Annotated in this window: 21 protein-coding genes; 3 read left to right on the top strand and 18 right to left on the bottom strand. The window is 32.5% G+C overall.

Features of this window, described 5'->3' with window-relative positions; genetic code table 11:
- Positions 1–191 precede the first annotated feature (191 nt).
- From ACW5YJ_RS08365 to ACW5YJ_RS08285, 17 genes are all read right to left on the bottom strand, one after another.
- Positions 192–1,487: a dihydrolipoamide acetyltransferase family protein gene (locus tag ACW5YJ_RS08365; RefSeq protein ID WP_017724549.1), complete on the bottom strand. Its 1,296-nt coding sequence runs from the start codon at positions 1,485–1,487 to the stop codon at positions 192–194.
- A gap of 12 nt (positions 1,488–1,499) precedes the next feature.
- Positions 1,500–2,483, bottom strand: coding sequence for an alpha-ketoacid dehydrogenase subunit beta (locus ACW5YJ_RS08360; RefSeq protein WP_017724550.1), 984 nt, complete (start codon positions 2,481–2,483; stop codon positions 1,500–1,502).
- The gene (locus tag ACW5YJ_RS08355; protein ID WP_135092631.1) at positions 2,476–3,474 is read right to left on the bottom strand and encodes a thiamine pyrophosphate-dependent dehydrogenase E1 component subunit alpha; all 999 of its coding nucleotides are present in this window, start codon (positions 3,472–3,474) and stop codon (positions 2,476–2,478) included. Before ACW5YJ_RS08355 ends, ACW5YJ_RS08360 begins: the two co-directional genes overlap by 8 nt.
- 16 nt (positions 3,475–3,490) lie before the next feature.
- Positions 3,491–4,912 carry a dihydrolipoyl dehydrogenase gene (lpdA, locus tag ACW5YJ_RS08350; protein ID WP_017724552.1) on the bottom strand — a complete coding sequence of 474 codons (1,422 nt, stop codon included), beginning with the start codon at positions 4,910–4,912 and terminating at the stop codon, positions 3,491–3,493.
- A 10-nt stretch (positions 4,913–4,922) separates the two neighbouring features.
- The gene (buk, locus tag ACW5YJ_RS08345; RefSeq protein ID WP_426432664.1) at positions 4,923–5,984 is read right to left on the bottom strand and encodes a butyrate kinase; all 1,062 of its coding nucleotides are present in this window, start codon (positions 5,982–5,984) and stop codon (positions 4,923–4,925) included.
- A gap of 306 nt (positions 5,985–6,290) precedes the next feature.
- Positions 6,291–7,187, bottom strand: coding sequence for a phosphate acyltransferase (locus tag ACW5YJ_RS08340; RefSeq protein ID WP_171915395.1), 897 nt, complete (start codon positions 7,185–7,187; stop codon positions 6,291–6,293).
- 79 nt (positions 7,188–7,266) lie between these two features.
- Positions 7,267–8,943 (bottom strand): DNA repair protein RecN, encoded by a 1,677-nt coding sequence (recN, locus tag ACW5YJ_RS08335; RefSeq protein WP_026113587.1) that lies wholly within the window; start codon positions 8,941–8,943, stop codon positions 7,267–7,269.
- A gap of 22 nt (positions 8,944–8,965) precedes the next feature.
- Positions 8,966–9,418, bottom strand: a complete 453-nt coding sequence (ahrC, locus tag ACW5YJ_RS08330; protein WP_017724556.1) for a transcriptional regulator AhrC/ArgR — start codon at positions 9,416–9,418, stop codon at positions 8,966–8,968.
- Between the two features lie 363 nt (positions 9,419–9,781).
- Positions 9,782–10,666, bottom strand: a complete 885-nt coding sequence (locus ACW5YJ_RS08325) for a polyprenyl synthetase family protein (protein ID WP_017724557.1) — start codon at positions 10,664–10,666, stop codon at positions 9,782–9,784.
- The gene (locus tag ACW5YJ_RS08320; RefSeq protein WP_026113588.1) at positions 10,659–10,904 is read right to left on the bottom strand and encodes an exodeoxyribonuclease VII small subunit; all 246 of its coding nucleotides are present in this window, start codon (positions 10,902–10,904) and stop codon (positions 10,659–10,661) included. Before ACW5YJ_RS08320 ends, ACW5YJ_RS08325 begins: the two co-directional genes overlap by 8 nt.
- Positions 10,897–12,234 (bottom strand): exodeoxyribonuclease VII large subunit, encoded by a 1,338-nt coding sequence (xseA, locus tag ACW5YJ_RS08315; protein WP_017724559.1) that lies wholly within the window; start codon positions 12,232–12,234, stop codon positions 10,897–10,899. The genes ACW5YJ_RS08320 and xseA overlap by 8 nt, the downstream gene beginning before the upstream one ends.
- A gap of 14 nt (positions 12,235–12,248) precedes the next feature.
- Positions 12,249–12,635 (bottom strand): transcription antitermination factor NusB, encoded by a 387-nt coding sequence (gene nusB, locus ACW5YJ_RS08310; RefSeq protein ID WP_017724560.1) that lies wholly within the window; start codon positions 12,633–12,635, stop codon positions 12,249–12,251.
- A 130-nt stretch (positions 12,636–12,765) separates the two neighbouring features.
- A complete protein-coding gene (locus tag ACW5YJ_RS08305; protein WP_107551714.1) occupies positions 12,766–13,128 on the bottom strand; it encodes an Asp23/Gls24 family envelope stress response protein in 363 nt (120 codons plus the stop codon).
- Positions 13,129–13,140: 12 nt separating this feature from the next.
- Positions 13,141–14,499, bottom strand: a complete 1,359-nt coding sequence (accC, locus tag ACW5YJ_RS08300; protein WP_017724562.1) for an acetyl-CoA carboxylase biotin carboxylase subunit — start codon at positions 14,497–14,499, stop codon at positions 13,141–13,143.
- Positions 14,499–14,990, bottom strand: a complete 492-nt coding sequence (accB, locus tag ACW5YJ_RS08295) for an acetyl-CoA carboxylase biotin carboxyl carrier protein (RefSeq protein WP_017724563.1) — start codon at positions 14,988–14,990, stop codon at positions 14,499–14,501. Before accB ends, accC begins: the two co-directional genes overlap by 1 nt.
- 560 nt (positions 14,991–15,550) lie before the next feature.
- Positions 15,551–16,108, bottom strand: coding sequence for an elongation factor P (efp, locus tag ACW5YJ_RS08290; RefSeq protein ID WP_017724564.1), 558 nt, complete (start codon positions 16,106–16,108; stop codon positions 15,551–15,553).
- 28 nt (positions 16,109–16,136) lie between these two features.
- Entirely contained in the window at positions 16,137–17,195 is a 1,059-nt protein-coding gene (locus ACW5YJ_RS08285; RefSeq protein ID WP_107551713.1) for a M24 family metallopeptidase, read from the bottom strand.
- A gap of 103 nt (positions 17,196–17,298) precedes the next feature.
- On the opposite strand from ACW5YJ_RS08285, the gene ACW5YJ_RS08280 reads away from it, so the two are divergent.
- Both ACW5YJ_RS08280 and ACW5YJ_RS08275 read left to right on the top strand, forming a co-directional pair.
- The gene (locus tag ACW5YJ_RS08280; RefSeq protein WP_017724566.1) at positions 17,299–17,886 is read left to right on the top strand and encodes a hypothetical protein; all 588 of its coding nucleotides are present in this window, start codon (positions 17,299–17,301) and stop codon (positions 17,884–17,886) included.
- 22 nt (positions 17,887–17,908) lie between these two features.
- Complete coding sequence (locus ACW5YJ_RS08275; protein WP_017724567.1) at positions 17,909–18,130, top strand: SA1362 family protein; 222 nt, start codon at positions 17,909–17,911, stop codon at positions 18,128–18,130.
- 142 nt (positions 18,131–18,272) lie between these two features.
- Here ACW5YJ_RS08275 and ACW5YJ_RS08270 read toward each other — a convergent pair whose 3' ends face one another.
- A complete protein-coding gene (locus ACW5YJ_RS08270; RefSeq protein WP_017724568.1) occupies positions 18,273–19,103 on the bottom strand; it encodes a lipoate--protein ligase family protein in 831 nt (276 codons plus the stop codon).
- Between the two features lie 172 nt (positions 19,104–19,275).
- On the opposite strand from ACW5YJ_RS08270, the gene ACW5YJ_RS08265 reads away from it, so the two are divergent.
- The gene (locus ACW5YJ_RS08265; RefSeq protein ID WP_017724569.1) at positions 19,276–19,662 is read left to right on the top strand and encodes a rhodanese-like domain-containing protein; all 387 of its coding nucleotides are present in this window, start codon (positions 19,276–19,278) and stop codon (positions 19,660–19,662) included.
- Positions 19,663–19,746 lie beyond the last annotated feature (84 nt).

The raw sequence follows: 19,746 nt of genomic DNA, 5'->3' as shown, positions 1-19,746 counted from the left end.
TATATTTAAATTTTTTAAAAGATTCGAAAACTCATTTTCAATTTTTGCGTTATTTATATTTCTAATAAAATTAATTTGTAGCTTATTATTGAAAGTCAAAACACTACATTAATAATATAATATTTTAGGCTGAGACATATATTTTGTGTCTCAGCCTAAAATATTATCAACTTTATTGAGTTGTAAGTTAATTAGTAGATACTTGTATGCTCAATTGAATATTGTTCGATACGTGTTTTTACGAAGTTCATAAATCTACCTGCTTGTAAGCCATCTAAGATACGATGGTCGATAGAAATACATAAGTTAACCATGTTTCGTATTGCAATCATATCATCAATAACTACTGGTTTTTTAATCACAGATTCAATCTGCAGTATTGCTGCTTGAGGATGATTAATTATACCCATAGAAGATACTGAGCCAAACGTACCTGTATTATTTACGGTAAACGTACCACCTTGCATATCTTCTGAGCGTAATTTCTTGTTACGTGCTTTTTGCGCTAATTCGTTAATTTCTCGAGCGATACCTTTAATTGACTTTTCATCAGCATTTTTAATTACAGGCACGTATAATTTATCTTCGTCTGCAACTGCTATAGAGATATTAACATCTTTATGCATCACTATCTCAGAATCTTGCCAACTACTATTTAATAAAGGATAAGCTTTTAATCCTTCAGCAACTGCTTTAACGAAAAATGCAAAGAATGTAAGGTTATAGCCTTCACTTTCTTTAAAGCTATTCTTATGATAATTACGTGTTTTAACTAAGTTAGTTGCATCTGCTTCTACCATCATCCAAGCATGGGGAATTTCGTTAACACTGTTCACCATATTTTGAGCTATTTGTTTACGTACGCCATTAACTGGTATTGATGAACCTGGTGATGGATCATTATACGCTGATTGTTGTGAGACTTTAGGAGAATCTTTGGGCGCTACAATTGTAGAAGGTGCTTTGCTGATACCTTCTTTAATAACTTTCTCTATATCTTTCTTTGTTACACGCCCTTCAAAGCCTGTGCCTACAACTTGATCTAAGTCAATTTGGTTTTCAGATGCTAATTTGAACACGACTGGTGAATAACGGCCATTGTTTTTAGGTCCATCTGCATTAGTATTAGCAGTAGTTGAAACTGAATCATTTTGGATGTTATTATCACTTGTTGACTGCTTGTTTTGTAACTCTTTTTTGACATCTTCAGATTGATTATTAGTCGATTGTTCTTGTTCAGTTTCATTTTGTTCGTCACCAGTATCTAATAGACAAATAATTTCATCTACAGCTATAGTATCGCCTTCTTCAACTTTTATTTCAGTAATTGTACCTGCATAAGAAGAAGGTACTTCTGCAGTGACTTTATCTGTAATTACTTCACATAATGGATCATATTCTTCAACTTTATCCCCTACTGAGACAAGCCACTGTTCTATAGTTCCTTCATGAACACTTTCACCGAGTTTAGGCATTTTTATTTCCATGTTTGTGCCTCCTTAGAATTCTGCGAGTTCACGCATTTTAATTTTTATTTTATCTGGATTAATCATAAACTCGTCTTCGAGTGTTGGTGCAAATGGCATCGCTGGAACATCAGGACCTGCGAGTCTCATTATTGGGGCATCTAAGTCGAACAGACAGTTTTCTGCAATTATAGCAGCTACTTCAGACATAACACTACCTTCTAAATTATCTTCGGTAACTAATAAAACTTTACCTGTTAGTTTTGCTCTTTCGATAATTGTTTGTTTATCTAATGGGTATACTGTACGTAAATCAACAACTTCTATATTAATGCCATCTTCTGAGAGCATATCGGCTGCTTGAATACAATAATTTACACATAGGCCATAAGTAAATACAGTAATATCGTCGCCTTCACGCTTAACATCAGCTTTTCCAATTGGCACTGTATAATACGATTCCGGCACTTCTTCTTTAAGTAAGCGATAAGCTTTTTTATGTTCGAAATATAATACTGGGTCATTTGATTCGATTGAAGCTAATAATAAGCCTTTCGCATCATATGGCGTGGATGGAATAACAATTGTGAGTCCTGGTGTATTTGCAAATACAGATTCCACGCTTTGAGAGTGATAAAGTGCACCGTGAATGCCGCCTCCAAATGGAGAGCGAATCGTAATTGGACAATGAAAATCATTATTTGAACGGTATCTCATTTTAGCTGCTTCACTCATGATTTGATTTGTTGCAGGTAGAATATATTCGGCAAATTGTATTTCTGCTACAGGACGTTTACCTAACATTGCTGCGCCAATACTAGTGCCTACGATGTTAGACTCTGCTAGCGGAGTATCTAAAACACGTGCTTCACCATATTTTTGTTGTAAACCTAAAGTGACACCAAATACGCCACCTTTTTTACCGACGTCTTCACCTAATACAAATACATCGTCGTCCTTTTCCATTGCTTGGTCGAGTCCTTGTTGGATTGCTTCTAAGTAACTTAATTTAGGCATTGTCTAAACTCCCTTCTTCATAAACATGTGTATATGTTTCTTCTGGAGACGGATAAGGTGCTTTTTCGGCTTCTTTAGTTGCTTGGTTTACAATTTCTTTATGTTCACTTTCAACTTTTTCTAACCATTGTTCATTTATAATGCCTTCGTCAAGAAGAAATGTTTTGAATTTAAGATTACAGTCTAATGATTTCAACTCTTCACGTTCTTCTTTCGTACGATATTTATCATCATCATCTGAAGAGTGGGCTGTCAATCTTGTACACATGGCTTCAATCAATGTAGAACCTCCACCATTTAATGCGCGGTCTCTAGCCTCTTTCATAACTTTATACATTGCAATTGGATCGTTGCCGTCTACATGTTCACCATGCATACCGTAACCAATAGCACGGTCTGACAATTTTTCAGCACCATATTGTAGCGAATCTGGAACAGAAATAGCATATTTATTATTTTCAATTACACAAACAAATGGTAGTTTATGTACGCCTGCAAAGTTTAATCCTTCGTGAAAATCACCTTGGTTAGAACTACCTTCACCAACTGTAGCCATAGCAATATTTGGTTTATTATCCATTTTCAACGCTAATGCTGCCCCGACACCATGTACAATTTGTGTACCAACTGGTGAACTTTGAGATAAAATTCCTTTTTCACGTTTACTAAAATGAGATGGCATTTGCTTTCCACCTGAACTAATATCATCACGTTTACCAAATGCTGCTAACATTGAGTCTAAAGCTGTCATACCCATATAGGTAACAAACGCTAAATCTCTATAATAAGGTGAAGAAATATCTCCTTCTTGCATAGCATACGCCATACCTATTTGAGTAGCTTCCTGTCCTTGACAACTTATAACAAACGGGATTTTACCTGCACGGTTTAATAGCCACATACGTTCATCTATTTTACGCCCTAAATCCATCCATTTATACATTGCTTTTAAATCAGACTCTTCTAGTCCAACTGATTTATAATCAAACATCTTATTTCCTCCTAAATTAAACGTGAATCGATCTGTTCTCAACCTTCAACCCTAATTCCATCAACACTTCAGATAGTGATGGATGTGCATGTGTTGTTAGGCCGAGTTCTAAAGTTGAACCATTCATAAATTGGAATAGTGACACTTCGTTAATTAATTCTGTGACATGAGGACCGATCATATTAAGTCCTAACACAGTATCTTGTTCTTGATCGATTATAACTTCACAAAAGCCACTTTGATTAGTGGTGTTTTCAATAACTGCTTTACCAATCGCTTTGAAAGGTACTTTAACTGCTTTTGCTTTAATGTTTTCAGATTTAGCTTGGTCCATATTCAGCCCAATACTTGCCACTTCAGGTTGAGTATAAACGCATTTCGGCATTTTATTGTAATCAATTGGAAGTGGTGACTGATCAAACATATGTTCAATTGCAATAATGCCTTCTTTAGAGCCAACATGTGCCAATTGTAAATTACCGATGCAATCGCCCGCTGCATAGATATGTTTATCATCAGTTTGCTGATATTCATTAACACTGATATGCTTTTTATCTGTTAATTGTATCTTTGTATTATTTAATCCAATATCTTCGGTATTAGGCAGTCTGCCAATAGAAATCAATGATTTTTCAAATTGTAGTATTTCGTCATTTAATGTGATATTAATATGATCTTCGTCGACTGTTATATCAGACTCAGATAATTGTGTATTTTCATAAAATGTGACACCTCTATCAGTTAATTCATTTCTTAAAGTTTTGGCAATCATTTTACTTTCAGTAGGTAAAATACGTGAGCCAGCTTCAATTACAGTTACATCGACGCCAAAATCAGTCATCAGTGAAGCAAATTCTAAACCGATAACACCACCACCAATAATAGCTAGGTTATTTGGCAATTGTTCCATTTGCAAGATATCATCACTGGACAGCACAACTTTATGGTCAAACGGTAAAAAAGGTAATGACATAGGTTGTGATCCTGTAGTTATAAGAACGTTATTATTAGGGATTAATTCAGATTCACCATCTTCGTATTCTACAGAAATCGTACCACTTTGTGGCGAAAATATGGAAGGACCTAATATCCTGCCTGTCCCATTAAATACATCGATACTGTTATGCTTCATTAAATGGTTAACACCGCTAAACATTTGGCTTACTACTTCGTTTTTTCTTTCTTGTATTCGCGCAAAATTTAATTTAAATCCATCAACATCCACACCAAAATTAGTTGCGTTTGTAATTGTACGCATAACTTCTGCAGATTTTAACAATGCTTTTGTCGGAATGCATCCTTTATGTAAACAAGTTCCACCTAGTAACGATTTTTCTACTAGCGCAACTTTCTTTCCTAATTGTGAAGCTCTTATTGCAGATACATAACCCGCAGTACCTCCACCAAGAATGACTAAATCATATTTTTCTTCTGACATATTAATACTCCTAACTATAAGCTTTAACCTTTTCTTTTCCGTCTAGTACGTTTGATGTACGTAATGCCAATGTATCCATTTCTTTTTCTCCTGGATAAATTGTTACAGGCGCAATCCAATCAACGAATGATATTATTTTTTGTACTAATAACTTATTGTAGCTTAAACCGCCCGTTAAAATAATTTGATCTACCTGTCCGCGGAAAATAATTGACCGAGCTCCAATAGCATTAGAAACTTGATATGCTAATGCATCAAACGCTAATTTGACTTCGGAGTTTGAATCATATTTATCCGATAATAATTTTAAATCATTTGTTTTGAACATACTAATGAAACCACCTTTTTTACTTAAAAAGTGATTCATCTCTTCAGGTGTGAAATTATGTTTGTATCCAAATTCATAGAGTTGGTCATTGGGTATAGAACCGGCACGCTCTGGACTAAAAGGGCCTTCTCCTAACAATCCATCGTTTACATCTACTACTTGTCCGTTTTTATGTGCACCAATCGTTATACCACCACCCATATGTGCAACGATAACATTTACATCTTCGTATGCTTGTTGAATAGAGGATGCATATAATCTAGCAACAGCCTTTTGATTTAATGCATGAAATATACTACGACGTTTAATATTCTTTAAACCTGTAACTTTTGCAATATCGGATAATTCGTCAACAACGACTGGATCGATTATAAAAGCGGGAATATTCATCTCTATTCCTAATTCATAACCAATCATACCACTCAGGTTAGATGCGTGTACACCATATTTAAATGCTTTAAGGTCCTCATACATTTCATTATTTATATGATAAACGCCACCTTGCATTGGCTTTAGCAATCCACCCCTACATGCAATCGCATCAAAATTTTTATTTGTATAATCTGATGTAAGATTTAATGAGTATATAATCTCTTTAAGTCTTAGTGGCTTTTGTTCTAATAATGGTATGTTAGTAAGTTGGATATCATGTCGAATCGTGTCATACCACATACACTGATGTGCTTTATATACTGCAATTTTTGATGATGTACTACCTAAATTTAAAACTAGAATTCTAGTCATTGTTGCACCTTCTTCTTGAAAAATAACATAACTTTTGTATGTTAAGCCTCATTACTTAAAATCAATTATGATAAATAGTTGGATACTATGTACCACTAGCTGAGTAATTGTATTTATAAATTATATTATCTACTTATATATTACATCAATTTCTTACATTATAAAATTAATAACCTATTTCCAAAATTGATTTTATAAGTTGGGAATGTAAAGAAATTTGCTAAATAAAAATTATTCTATTAAGATATTTGAGATAGTTACAGCTCTTATAATTAAATGTTTTGAGTAACTTATTACATTCCGCAATTAATTTAATATTTTCAACGCTAATAATAAGGAATCTAGTTTATTTTGTTTCGTGTCCGCCCTTGAAGTCAATGCAATCGGGAATTTTGCTCCTAAGACTAAACTAGCTACTCGCGCACCTGCAAAATAAGTGAAAGATTTGTATAGTGCATTGCCAACATCTATATGTGGTACCAATAATGCATCTACATCGCCTGCTACGTGTGACTTGATATTTTTTTTAATAACACTTTCCATATTAATTGCGTTATCGAAAGCTAATGGACCGTCAACATATAAATAATCAGACGTCGCTCTACTAAATATGTTCTTGAGCTTTTCAGCATCTGTAGATGACAAGATTTTCTTAGTAGGCTTTTCAACGGATGAAAGAATACCAACTTTAAACTGATTATAGCCAAGTGCTTTAGAAAATTCAGTTAAATTATTAATAATTTGTTTCTTTTCTTCAACAGAAGGATTAATATTTAATGCTACATCACTTAACATTAATGTTTTATGATAATTTGGCACGTTAAAACATGCAACATGATTTAAGAAACTATGCTTAGCAATAAAATTTTTATTACTCAGTACAAAGGATAATAAGGTTGATGACATCAAATTACCTTTAACTAAGACTGATACTTTACCAGAAGACAAATCATCAGCACATTGTTTAAAGAGTTCATTGTCGTTACTAAAATTAAGAATATGAATTCTATTGAGTAGTTGCGGATCCATATCGAATGAGCGAATTATCTCTGTTGGATCTTGTGTGTCATATAAATATACATCAATCTCTGTCAAAACGAGTGCTTTCATGATAACGGATAACATTTTTTCATCATTTGCATATAAAATAGCAACATTACCTTTTAAATAATATGAAGAATCAATTAAATGTTGATATTGCATAAAAAAATCAACACCTTTCTCATTTTATGAAGTGACTATGTTTGATAATACTAAAAATAATTATTGAAAATGTACATCGTTAGGCATGTTGATTTTGTTCTATCATTTCTTTAGCATTTTGACGTGTGATATCAGTTACACTAGCTCCTGAAATCATTCTTGCTATTTCATCTATACGTTCTGAGCCTGAAAGCTCTTGGACGTGTGTTGTAGTACGGTCATTTACTGAATCTTTACTGATAAACAGATGATGATCGCTCATTGATGCTACTTGTGGCAAATGGGAGATACAAATTACTTGAATATGCTTAGCTAATCCTTTCATTTTTTCAGCCATTTTTTGTGCTGCTTGTCCAGAAACTCCAGAATCCACCTCATCGAATAATATTGCAGTTTGTCCTCGTGTTTTAACGAAAATGGTTTTAAGGGCAAGCATTATACGTGATAATTCCCCACCAGATGCAATTTTATTTAAACTTTTAAGCGGTTCTCCCTTATTAGGGCTGATTAAAAATTCTACAAATTCAATGCCTTCTCGATTTGGAACATCTAAAGGTTTAAATGAAATTTCTAAATTAGCATCTTTCATTTGTAAATTTTGAATTTCATCCACGATATGATCACGCAGAGTTTGTGCCACAATTCTACGTTCACGGGATAATTCTGTACCTAGTTTGATTACATCTTCATATAATCTTTCAATTTCATGTCTTAACTGTGAAGTGCTTTCTTCGTAGTTTTCGATTTTATTAATTTCATTTTCTAATTTATCTTGATATTTAATTAATTCAGTAATATCTTTGCCATATTTTCTTTTCAAATCATTCAGGACATTCATTCTAGCTTCAAGTTCATTTAAGTAGTGCTCATCAAATTCAGTATTGGTCAATTCATCATACAACTGATGTTTAGCATCTTCTAAAGTATAGTAAAATTGATCGACCTCTTCTTTAAGCGTGTCATATTTTTCTGGTAATATTTCACTTATTGATTGCAATTGATTGCTCAATTCATATAAGCGATCTGTAATAGCATGCTCATCTGTTAAAGTAAGATGAGCATTATTTAAAGCTAAACTTAGATTTTCTGAATTTTGTATCCGCTTTATGTCTGATTCGAGTTGAGAAACTTCACCGTCGACCAAGTTTGCTTCTTGTATTTCTTCAAACTGGAATTTAAGTAAATCTAGGCGTTGTAATAAGGCTTGATCGGCAGATTCTAAATCTTCAAGTTCTTTCTTTTTAGCTTTATATTGATCATAAGTGGTAACGTATTGTTCAAGTAAATTTTTGTATTGATTTTCAGCATAGTTGTCGAGTAATTGTAGATGATATTTTTGCTTTAATAAAGTTTGTGTTTCATGTTGCCCGTGGATATCTAACAACTCTTGCATAATTTTACGTAAATCTTGCAATGTAACTATTTGATTATTAACCCTACAAATACTTTTACCTGTGCTGAAAATTTCTCTTTTAACTAATAAAAAATCTTCATCTATGTCGATGTCTAAAGCTTCAAGTATCGAAATGGCTTCTTTACTTTCATCAATATCAAATATACCTTCAATAATAGCTTTCTTCTCACCATGTCTCACATAATTTGATGATGCGCGCATACCAATCAGTTGTCCAATGGCATCGATAATAATTGATTTACCTGCGCCAGTTTCACCACTTAACACTGTTAATCCATCACCAAAGTGAACTTCTAGTTCATCAATGATAGCGAATTGTTTAATAGATAAAGTCTGTAGCATCCTTTTAAACACTTCCTTACACTTATAATAAATTAAAGATGCGCGTTTTGATTTTTTCACTTGCTAACTCATCTCTACAGATAATTAAGCAAGTATCATCACCACAAATAGTACCTAAAACTTCCTCCCAATCAATTTGATCTAAGATTGCACCGATTGATTGAGCATTTCCTGGTAATGTCTTTAGAACTAATAAGTTACCTGTGCCATCTATATTTACAAATGAATCCATTAAATAACGGCCTAGTTTTTCAAGAGGATGATATTTTCTATCATTAGGCAAACTATAAACATATTGTCCTGTTGGCGTGGGGACTTTAATTAATTGTAATTCTTTGATATCTCTGGAAACTGTAGCTTGAGTGACGTTTAATTCATACTCATTTAATCTTTTTACTAATTCATCTTGTGTTTCGATTTTTTCGTTTGAAATTATTTCTCTAATTTTAATATGTCTTACTGATTTTTTAGCCATGTATAGCACCTCTATAAACGAATATTTATACATTTATTTTAACACATGCATATAAATACTACTACTAAAGATAGTTGGAATTTTACTTATGTGAAAACGATAACTCTGCATATCAAAGGTAAAATCATAACTTGAAGTATATTTGAATGATTGCTAAATCATGGTGAATATTATGAATGCGATGAATAATTATTGAATAGTATGTGATTTCTAATAAATAAAAATCGTCCTTGTTTTCAAAATAAAGTTTAATGACCTAATCTTTGAAGTGTATATTGTACATTTTTCATAATAAAAAGAGAGCGGGAACAGAAATCAAAATTAGATAAGTGATTTCGTATTCTCGCCCTCTACAAGAATGTATTAAGATTCGCGATTGTTAAATAACTCAATAATATAAGTCAAATTTTCTGTATTGTACTGATCTGGTAATTGATTTAGACATTCGTAGGCTTCTTGTGTATGATATGTCATTTTATCTTCGGCACCTTGTTGTCCTAATAGTGATACATATGTACTTTTATCATTATCAATATCGCTGCCTACAGCTTTACCTAATTTCGCTTCGTCACCATATACATCTAACAAATCATCTTTGATTTGAAACATTAATCCTAAATGCTCGCTAAATGATTCTAATGCATTAGCAACACTTTGTTCTGGCTTAGCAATATCTACTGCAGCCATCACTGCAAATTTAAGTAACGCACCTGTTTTAGCGTTGTGAATTTGTTCTAGTGTGTCGATATTAACTTTTGCACCTTCGCCTTCACTTTGCATATCAAGAGTTTGACCTCCAACCATACCCAAATGACCACTAGCAAAAGCTAAACGTTTAATTAACTTGATTTTAGCAGTATCATCAACTGCTTCATCATTAACAATCATATCAAATGCTTTGGTTAGAAGTGCGTCGCCAGCTAAGATTGCTTTCCACTCACCAAACACTTTATGATTTGTAAGCTTGCCTCTGCGATAATCATCATTATCCATCGGTGGTAAATCATCGTGTATTAAAGAATAGGTATGAATCATTTCTAAACCAAGTGCCGAAGAAAGTCCGGCTTTATAATCACTAGATAACATCTCTAAAGTTAATAGTAATAACACTGGTCTAATTCGCTTACCACCAGCTTCTAATGAGTACCGCATACTTTCTTCTAAATTTGTGTTTAAATCTGAATTCGGGATCGTCTCGGATAATAGTTGGTTAACTTCCGCTGTTAAGTTTTCCATCTTTTTATTCATTTTCAGTATCTTCCTTCACGCCATCGTCATTATTATCAGTATGCTCATCTGCCATTAATTCGTTGACTTTCTTTTCAGCGTCTTTTAACGTTTCATCGCAAGTTGCTGATAATTTCATACCACGTTGATATAAGTTCAGAGATTCTTCTAATGATACATTTTCGTTATCAAGTTTTTGCACTATATTTTCTAACTCTTTCATCATTTCCTCGAAACTTTGTGTATTACTATTACTCATCATTACACCTTACCTTCTTAACTTGAGCATCAACAACGCCATCTTTCATTGTTAATACTATGTTGTCGTTCTCAGCTAAATCACTAGTACTTGTAATAACATCGTCATCCTTGTTAACGATTGTATAACCACGCAACATCGTATTTGTCGGACTCAAATTATTAAGACTTTCTAATTTTCTAGCTAGATTATTTTTTTGATTTTGAATAAAATTATTCATAACTTTATTTAAATCATCACGCTTTTGAGCATTTGTTAGTTGTTCTCTATTTATATTTTGTTTAAAACCTTTAAGGTTAAACTTATTTAACAATAATTGTAATTGCTGTTGATTATTTTTGATTACTAAATTCATCGACAGGTTAAGTTGCTTTTCTAAATCATCTCGTTTTTGAATCTGTTGATCATATAATAATGTTGGCGTTTGAAATTTATAATACGATGATACATGTTCTAAATGCTTTCTTTGTTGCTGTAAATGTTGTTTTATAAAACGAGTAAGCGACAAATTGGTTTGTTTTAAGTATTGACGTAATTCAAATTGATCTGGCGTAGCCATAACCGCTGCTTGTGTAGGTGTAGCTGCACGAATATCTGCAACAAAATCACTAAGCGTAAAATCTGTTTCATGACCAACTGCTGAAATAATAGGTGTAGTACATGCGTATATTGCTTTAACTACATCCTCTTCATTAAAGTTCCATAAGTCCTCAATAGAACCTCCGCCTCGTCCAATAATTATAGTATCTACACCCATGTCATCAGCATGTTGTATGTTTTTTATAATATCGTTTTTCGCTTGTTCACCTTGTACTAGCGTATTGATTTGAATTTGTTCTGCTAAAGGATATCTACTGTTGATTGTAGTGTGAATATCTCTAATGGCTGCACCTGTGCCTGCTGTTAACACTGCAATCTTCTTGGGAAACTTAGGTATAGATTTCTTGTTACTTTGATCAAAATAACCATCTTTAGTAAGTTTCTTCTTCAGCTGTTCTAATCTTTGATATAGATTACCAACACCATCTAAATGCATTTTATTGACATAAATTTGATAGTTCCCACGACGTTCATATACTGACACACGTGCTTCTAAAAGTACCTCGTCACCTTCTTTAGGGTCAAAATCAATTTTCGAAGCGTTGCCTTTAAACATCATGGCGCTAATAACACTATTATTGTCTTTGACGTTAAAATAGAGATGCCCACTACTATGTTTTTTAAAATTAGAAAGTTCTCCTTTAATCAACACAGATTGTAAATGAGGGTCTTGATCAAATTTATATTTTATATATTTTGTAAGTGTAGAAACACTTAAATATTCTGCCATGTTATATCACTCTTTTATTCAATATTGCTCAATACACCATTTATAAATTTATAATGATCATCATCACTGAATTGTTTTGCTAATTCCACAGCTTCATTGATGATTACTTTTTGTGGTGTTGAACTATTTAACAATTCATAAGTAGACATTCTTAAAATAATACGATCAGATTTTAGTAATCTATCTAAAGTCCAATCTTTTAAGTGTGGTTGAATTTTCTCATCTAAGACTGATTCATGATCTTTTACACCAGTTACTAGCCAGTTGATAAAATCAAATTCTAAATCAGGATTATCATCTTTAATAAAACTTATCGCTTCATCAATAGTTAATTCATTATTTTTCATTTCAAGCTGAAATAGAGTTTGAAAAGCTTGTGTTCTCGATTCTTTACGACTCATTATAAACTCCCTTAAGCATAGTATTATTTATAAATCATTTGTGCATAGAAATATGATACGTTTAAAAAACAAACAATTATTTCAGTTGTACACAAAATGTATTTATAAAGTAAATTTGCTTTATTTAATTTTAATTTATTGGTTCAATATGCGTGATATGGACATTAATTTGACTTGGTTCAATCGTAGTCATTGTAGTTAACGAATTATATATAGCCTGTTGTATTTTTTTAGCTGTTTCTGAGATATTAATACCATAGGACAAAGTGCAATATACATCTATATAAATGCCATCTTCTCTTGTATCTACTTTTATACCTCTACTTAATTGTTTCTTGCTAATATTTTCAATACTTGTATGTTTTAACTCTTTAAAATGACCTTGAATGCCTTTGATTTCAGATGTTGCTATACTTGCTATAACTGTTAAAACTTCGGGCGCAATCTCAATTTTCCCTAAATTGGAATGTGTGGACTCTGATACTTTGACCATTTCACTTACCCCCTAATTAGATTCATCATCCATAATATTATATGTTTCTAAGAAATTAGTGTTAAATTCCCCACTTCTGAAAATGTCATTGTTCAATAGACGGACATGGAATGGTATCGTTGTGTCTATACCTAATACAAGGTATTCACCTAACGCACGTAGACCTGTCATGATTGCTTCGTCTCTAGTTGGTTCATGAACAATAAGTTTTGCAACCATAGAGTCATAATATGGAGGAATTGTATAATTAGTATAACATGCAGATTCAATTCTTACGCCAAATCCACCTGGAGCCAAATATTGGGTGATTTGCCCTGGCGAAGGCATAAAGTTTTTATATGGATTTTCAGCATTAATTCTAAATTCCATTGCATGCCCTTCAATTTTAATATCTTTCTGTTTGAATGGTAATTTTTCTCCCATCGCAACTTTTAATTGTAGTTTAACTAAGTCTACGCCTGTAACCATTTCAGTAACAGGATGTTCAACTTGTATCCGTGTATTCATTTCCATGAAGTAAAATTCATTAGAGTCTAAGTCATATATAAATTCAATAGTACCTGCATTTTCGTAATTAACTGCTTTTGCAGCTCTTACTGCAGCGTTACCCATTTCTTGTCTCTTTTCTTCAGTTAATATTGGAGAAGGGGCTTCTTCTACAAGTTTTTGCATTCTACGTTGAATGGTACAATCACGTTCGCCTAAATGAACCACGTTGCCGTAACTATCTCCCATAATTTGTATTTCAATATGTCTGAAATTCTCGATGAATTTTTCCAAATATAGACCACTGTTACCAAAAGCGGTTTCCGCTTCTTGTTGCGTCATTTTGAAACCAGTTTCTAATTCTTTTTCATCACGAGCAACTCTGATACCTTTACCACCACCACCAGCAGTAGCTTTGATGATAACTGGATAGCCTATTTGATTTGCAATCTTTTTCGCGTCTTCGATATTTAAAACAAGTCCTTCGCTACCAGGGACAACTGGTACTTCAGCGCGTTTCATCTCTTCTTTAGCAACGTCTTTAATACCCATTTTTTGAATAGATTCAAAACTTGGTCCAATGAATTTAAGTTGGCACGCATCGCATAATTCAGCAAAATCACCATTTTCTGCTAAGAAACCATACCCAGGGTGAATGCCGTCACACCCTGTAGATGTTGCAATAGATAATATGTTTGGGATATTCAAATAAGAATCTTTAGATTGTGTTGGCCCGACGCAATATGCTTCATCAGCAATTTGAGTATGTAAAGCGTCTTTATCTCCTTCTGAGTATATTGCCACCGTTTGTAAACCTAAATCATGACATGCACGAATAATTCTTACTGCGATTTCCCCTCTATTTGCTATTAAAATTTTATTCATTATTTTACCTTAAATAACGGTTGGCCATACTCTACCATTTGCCCGTCTTCTACTAAGATTTCAGCAATTTCACCACTGACTTCGGCTTGTATTTCATTGAATAATTTCATAGCTTCTAATATACATACTGTTGAATCGTTTGTTACAGAATCTCCAACTTGCACATAGGCACTTTCTTCTGGAGACGGTGATTTGTAAAACGTCCCAACCATTGGCGCATTAATTGTTTGCAAGTTATCTTCTGCAGTATTAGTATTTGTATTACTATTCATGCTAATTTCATCAGCACCTTGTGTTCCTGCAGGAGTTGATGCCACGCCTTGTTGTGGTGCTATTTGTTGCATCGGTTGTTGTGAGATTTGAGGTGTTATAATTTCAGTTTCTTTTTCTTTTTTTAAATTTACAATATTGCCCTTATCCTCAATATTAATTTCAGTCAAACTAGATTGGTCAAGAATTTCTATCAATTCTTTAATTTCTTTAAAATTCATAAATACTGACTCCTTCAGATTGTTTTCATTTACCTTGTTTATTTTACTTTAGTGATATGTTCAATTCAAGCATATACATACTTTCTATAATAAACTGATTAACTTTTATCGTGTTCTATATACCTATAAGCGTGCTGAAATCTAACTTTTTTGAGTAAGATGATGTGATATTTGATTTAACAAAAAGAAAGCGAAATATATTATACAATAAATCGCATAATTTAACTTCTCGTATTTATAAGTAAATTACATCACTATAATTTAGATATCATCAAGTTTTCTAATTTGATGATAGTTCAATCCACTTCTTTATGTTCAGCTATAAATCGCTATGTATCATAGCGTAATACACTTAATAATTCTTAGGTTAAAGATTAAATATAAAGTTAAACATTTATAATTTAACATTTTAATTATAGAATTTATAGTATTCATAAACATAATATTATCTAATATAACCTTTTATATTCATAATAACCATAAAAACCTTTCCAATATATAAATTGGAAAGGTTTTTGCTCATCACTTTAATTACATATCATTTTTTAAACAATAAAATGTTAGGCTCTAGAAATATAGCTACCGTCACCTGTATTAATTACAAGTGTGTCTCCTTCATTAACAAATAAAGGTACATTCAATGTATATCCTGTTTCAACTGTAGCAGATTTAGTAGCACCATTTGCTGTGTCCCCTTTAATACCTGGTTCAGTTTCTGTTACTACAAGTTCAACTGTTTTTGGTAATTCAACACCAAGTGTTTCATTACCATATGTTTGAATTTGGACTTCCATATTTGCTTTTAAGAAATTTAATTCGTGTTGTAAATAATCTCCTTGTAGCTCTGTTTGATCAAATGTTTGATTATCCATGAAAACATGTGTATCTCCATCGGCATATAGATATTGCATACGACGATTCTCAATCATAGCAGTTTCTACTTTTTCGCCACCTCTGAATGTTTTCTCTTGAATCGAACCAGTTCTTAAATTACGTAGCTTAGAACGTACAAATGCAGAGCCTTTTCCTGGTTTAACATGTTGGAAATCTAAAACTTTCCAAATGCCATTATCTACTGATATTGTTAAGCCTGTTTTAAAATCATTAACCGAAATCATTCAGTTTCCTCCTCAATTATAAGGTCTTCTATAAAATAATAAGGTTTTTGGAAGATTTAGTAAAGCGTTCACAGCCATTTTCTTTAATTAAAATGTCATCTTCAATACGAACGCCACCTAACCCGTCTAAATATATACCAGGTTCAATTGTAACACAATTATTAATATCTAATGGCGTCTCCGATTTTTTAGAAAGATTAGGGCCTTCATGAACGTCTAATCCAATACCATGACCAAGTGAATGTCCAAATGCCTCACCATAACCTTTTTCAGTGATATAATCTCTAGCAATAGCATCTAATGCTTTACCAGTAATACCTTTTTTAGCGGCGTCAATTCCCTTTTGATTCGCCTCTAACACAATATTATATATTTCTTTAAGTTTTGGATCAGGTTCACCTATTGCAAATGTACGAGTAATATCTGATGAATATCCTTTGTAATATGCACCAAAATCTAATGTAATTAATTCTCCTGAATTTATAACTTTATCACTAGCAACTCCATGAGGTAACGCACCACGTTCACCAGAAGCTACAATTGTTTCGAATGAAGTTCCTTCAGCGCCAAGTTCTAACATTTTACTTTCTAACTTTGCTTTTAGTTGCTGTTCAGTCATACCAGCTTTTGCGACAGTTAAAATGTATTCGTATGCCTCATCAACGATATCTGCTGCTTTTTGAATCAACTCAATCTCTGATTCATCTTTAACTTCACGTATCTTTTCTATCATACCTGAAATGCTAATTAAACTAATATACGATTTACTCAACTGAAGATATGTATCATAGCTGACTAAGTTTCCTTCAAATCCAACATTTTGTACGTTTAATTTTTCAAGTTGATTTTTGACTTCATCAATTAAGCTACCTTCTTGTTTGATGATTTCAAATTCTGGGGCTTGTGCAGACGCTTGTTCAATGTACCTAAAATCAGTTAGCAATAAGTTGTGATCTTTCGTAATAATTAACGCCCCACTTGTACCAGTAAAACCAGATAAATAACGTCTATTAAAGTCAGATAATACTACCACTGCTTCTAAATGTTTGGCTTCTATAGCGGTATTTAATTTATCAATTCTTGTCATTTGTTATCCTCCTATACAATAAGTTTGTACATTTTCTTTTTATACATTAAAATGATAGCATAATTATTGTATAAATTTATAGTTTTTGAATTAGGAGAGAGTTATGAAGAAAAAAATAGTGGCTATTTTATGTGCTTCATGTGTACTTGCTGGTTGCGGAAGTCAAAACCTAGGTCCTTTAGAAGAAAAGACGACTAAACTTCGCGATGAAAACCATAAGTTAAAGGGGAACATTCAAGAATTAAAACAAGAAATTAGCAAAGAGCAAAATAAAGTTGCGGCTCTAGAGAAAGATAAGAAAGACATTGGCAAAGCGAAAAGTAATAAAAAGAAAGCAGCTAATTTAAAAGCATCATCTACATATTATCAAGATATCGCTAAATTAATTGATCAATATAACGAAATCGAAAGTGATGTATCTAAAAACAAAGGCGATAAGAAAGTACAAGATAAACTTGCAGAACTTAAAAATAAAATAGATACCGCATTTACGACATATAAAAATGATGTCAATAAAGAAAAAATGGATAGCGAAGATAAAACCAAAAATAAAAATATAACTAAATTGGACAAAGACTTAAATTCAGCATTTAGTGATATTAAAGATGGTTACGATGCTAAAGATAAGAAGAAGATTCAAAAAGGTCAAAAAGCTTTATCAATCATCAGTATTAAAGATAGTCAAAGTTAACAACCACATAGGAGTGTTTTAGGTGAAACAAGCAATATTTTATATCATTATCGCAATTGCAATTGTAGGATTAGTACTCAATCTTGATGCCTTTATCTTCAGTTTTGTAAGAATGGTCATTAGCTTAGCCATTTTTGGAGGTATTATATATGCAATTTACTATTTCTTCTTCTTAACTGAAGATCAGCGTAAATACAAACGTGCGCAACGTAAGTATAAAAGACAAAACAGAAAGAAAAAGTAACGTATACTAAGATTTATAAACCCCTGAAAAGATTATCTTAAAATAGATATCTTTTCAGGGGTTTATTTTATAATTTATACTTATTAAAATTCCTTAATATGTGTTGCTGTTTTAAATGTCGAGTCAGCAATTTAAAACTAAACTATTTACGATAGTTCCACTCGTCAGATTTGTATTTATCGATTAACTCATTGATTTCATTTTGCTGTTTTTCATTGAGTTCTAGTGGCTTAAAGTCAATATTCAATCCTTTTTTAAAGCCTATTTCAAATGCTTTTTCCATCTCTTCTAAACTAATATGGCGATCTGAAATATCATTAATTGCCACAGCTTTTTCTACAAATGCTTGCTTCATTTTATCTTTAAGACGATCATTTTTAAAAACAAACATGTCAAACAAATCATCTATGTCTACATCTTGTAGCAAAGAGCCATGCTGTAAGATAACCCCTTTCTGACGAACTTGAGCACTTCCAGCAATTTTACGTCCTTCTACAACTAATTCATACCAGCTAGGTGCATCAAAACAAACTGCACTTCTTGGTTGCTTTAAATTTGCTCTTTCCTCTTTTGATTTTGGAATAGCAAATGAAGCATCAAAACCTAAATATTTAAAACCTTCTAGTAATCCTTCTGAAATAACTCTATAGGCTTCAGTAACTGTTGAAGGCATGTCAGGGTGTGATTCTGGAACAATGACGCTGTACGTCAATTCTTTATCATGTAACACACCTCTGCCACCAGTTTGACGACGTACAAGGCCATAACCTTTAGCATTCACCTTTTCAATATCTATTTCTTTAGTTAGCCTTTGAAAATAACCAACTGATAAAGTCGCAGGGTCCCATGTATAAAACCTAATTACTGGATCTATCTCTCCTCTAGATACAAAATTAAGTAAAGCTTCATCCATTGCCATATTATAATATGGGTCTTTGCTACCAGTATTTATAAAATTCCATGTTTCTGTCACTTTCAAAACTCCTATCGCTAAATTAAATTGTGATAACAGCAATTTTGTGTTATCGTTTTCAATAATTGTTCAAGTTTGTCAGCAATAACTTTTTATCGTGAGAAAAATATTTTGATAAATTGCGCTAACAGTCTTATAATATATAATATCGGTTAATTAGGGAGGATGCAAGATGAGTAACTTTTGGTTTATAGCGTTAGCAGTTTTAATAATTATCATCGCTTACATGCTAATCAATTATCTTCTTAATAAAAGAGCAGTCACAGAATTAAACCAAAATGAGTTCCATGATGGTTTGCGCAAAGCTCAAGTTATTGATGTAAGAGAAAAAGTGGATTATGAATACGGACACATCAATGGTGCACGTAATATTCCAATTACAATGTTTAAACAAAGATATCAAGGTTTACGAACAGATCAACCAATCTATCTTTGTGATGCGAATGGCATTGCCAGTTATCGTGCAGCTAGAACTTTAAAGAAAAACGGCTACACGGATATCTACATGTTAAAAGGTGGATATAAAAAATGGACTGGTAAAATTAAATCTAAAAAATAACTTTATATCTTAAAATTAATGACATAAAGTGAATGTTCAAAATAAAAGCGTGATCAACATTTAAAGTTGACCACGCTTTTTATT

It is taken from the genome of Staphylococcus sp. mip270_02 (genome assembly GCF_054031535.1).
The sequence above is the reverse complement of the archived record's forward strand: the minus strand, read 5'-3'. Positions and strand labels throughout refer to the sequence as shown.

Bases quoted from the DNA above. Each gene is read 5' to 3' on its own strand.
- ACW5YJ_RS08365 (WP_017724549.1), bottom strand. From the start codon at position 1,487: ATGGAAATAAAAATGCCTAAACTCGGTGAAAGTGTTCATGAAGGAACT.
- ACW5YJ_RS08360 (WP_017724550.1), bottom strand. From the start codon at position 2,483: ATGCCTAAATTAAGTTACTTAGAAGCAATCCAACAAGGACTCGACCAA.
- ACW5YJ_RS08355 (WP_135092631.1), bottom strand. From the start codon at position 3,474: ATGTTTGATTATAAATCAGTTGGACTAGAAGAGTCTGATTTAAAAGCA.
- lpdA (WP_017724552.1), bottom strand. From the start codon at position 4,912: ATGTCAGAAGAAAAATATGATTTAGTCATTCTTGGTGGAGGTACTGCG.
- buk (WP_426432664.1), bottom strand. From the start codon at position 5,984: ATGACTAGAATTCTAGTTTTAAATTTAGGTAGTACATCATCAAAAATT.
- ACW5YJ_RS08340 (WP_171915395.1), bottom strand. From the start codon at position 7,187: ATGCAATATCAACATTTAATTGATTCTTCATATTATTTAAAAGGTAAT.
- recN (WP_026113587.1), bottom strand. From the start codon at position 8,943: ATGCTACAGACTTTATCTATTAAACAATTCGCTATCATTGATGAACTA.
- ahrC (WP_017724556.1), bottom strand. From the start codon at position 9,418: ATGGCTAAAAAATCAGTAAGACATATTAAAATTAGAGAAATAATTTCA.
- ACW5YJ_RS08325 (WP_017724557.1), bottom strand. From the start codon at position 10,666: ATGAATAAAAAGATGGAAAACTTAACAGCGGAAGTTAACCAACTATTA.
- ACW5YJ_RS08320 (WP_026113588.1), bottom strand. From the start codon at position 10,904: ATGAGTAATAGTAATACACAAAGTTTCGAGGAAATGATGAAAGAGTTA.
- xseA (WP_017724559.1), bottom strand. From the start codon at position 12,234: ATGGCAGAATATTTAAGTGTTTCTACACTTACAAAATATATAAAATAT.
- nusB (WP_017724560.1), bottom strand. From the start codon at position 12,635: ATGAGTCGTAAAGAATCGAGAACACAAGCTTTTCAAACTCTATTTCAG.
- ACW5YJ_RS08305 (WP_107551714.1), bottom strand. From the start codon at position 13,128: ATGGTCAAAGTATCAGAGTCCACACATTCCAATTTAGGGAAAATTGAG.
- accC (WP_017724562.1), bottom strand. From the start codon at position 14,499: ATGAATAAAATTTTAATAGCAAATAGAGGGGAAATCGCAGTAAGAATT.
- accB (WP_017724563.1), bottom strand. From the start codon at position 14,990: ATGAATTTTAAAGAAATTAAAGAATTGATAGAAATTCTTGACCAATCT.
- efp (WP_017724564.1), bottom strand. From the start codon at position 16,108: ATGATTTCGGTTAATGATTTTAAAACAGGCTTAACAATATCAGTAGAT.
- ACW5YJ_RS08285 (WP_107551713.1), bottom strand. From the start codon at position 17,195: ATGACAAGAATTGATAAATTAAATACCGCTATAGAAGCCAAACATTTA.
- ACW5YJ_RS08280 (WP_017724566.1), top strand. From the start codon at position 17,299: ATGAAGAAAAAAATAGTGGCTATTTTATGTGCTTCATGTGTACTTGCT.
- ACW5YJ_RS08265 (WP_017724569.1), top strand. From the start codon at position 19,276: ATGAGTAACTTTTGGTTTATAGCGTTAGCAGTTTTAATAATTATCATC.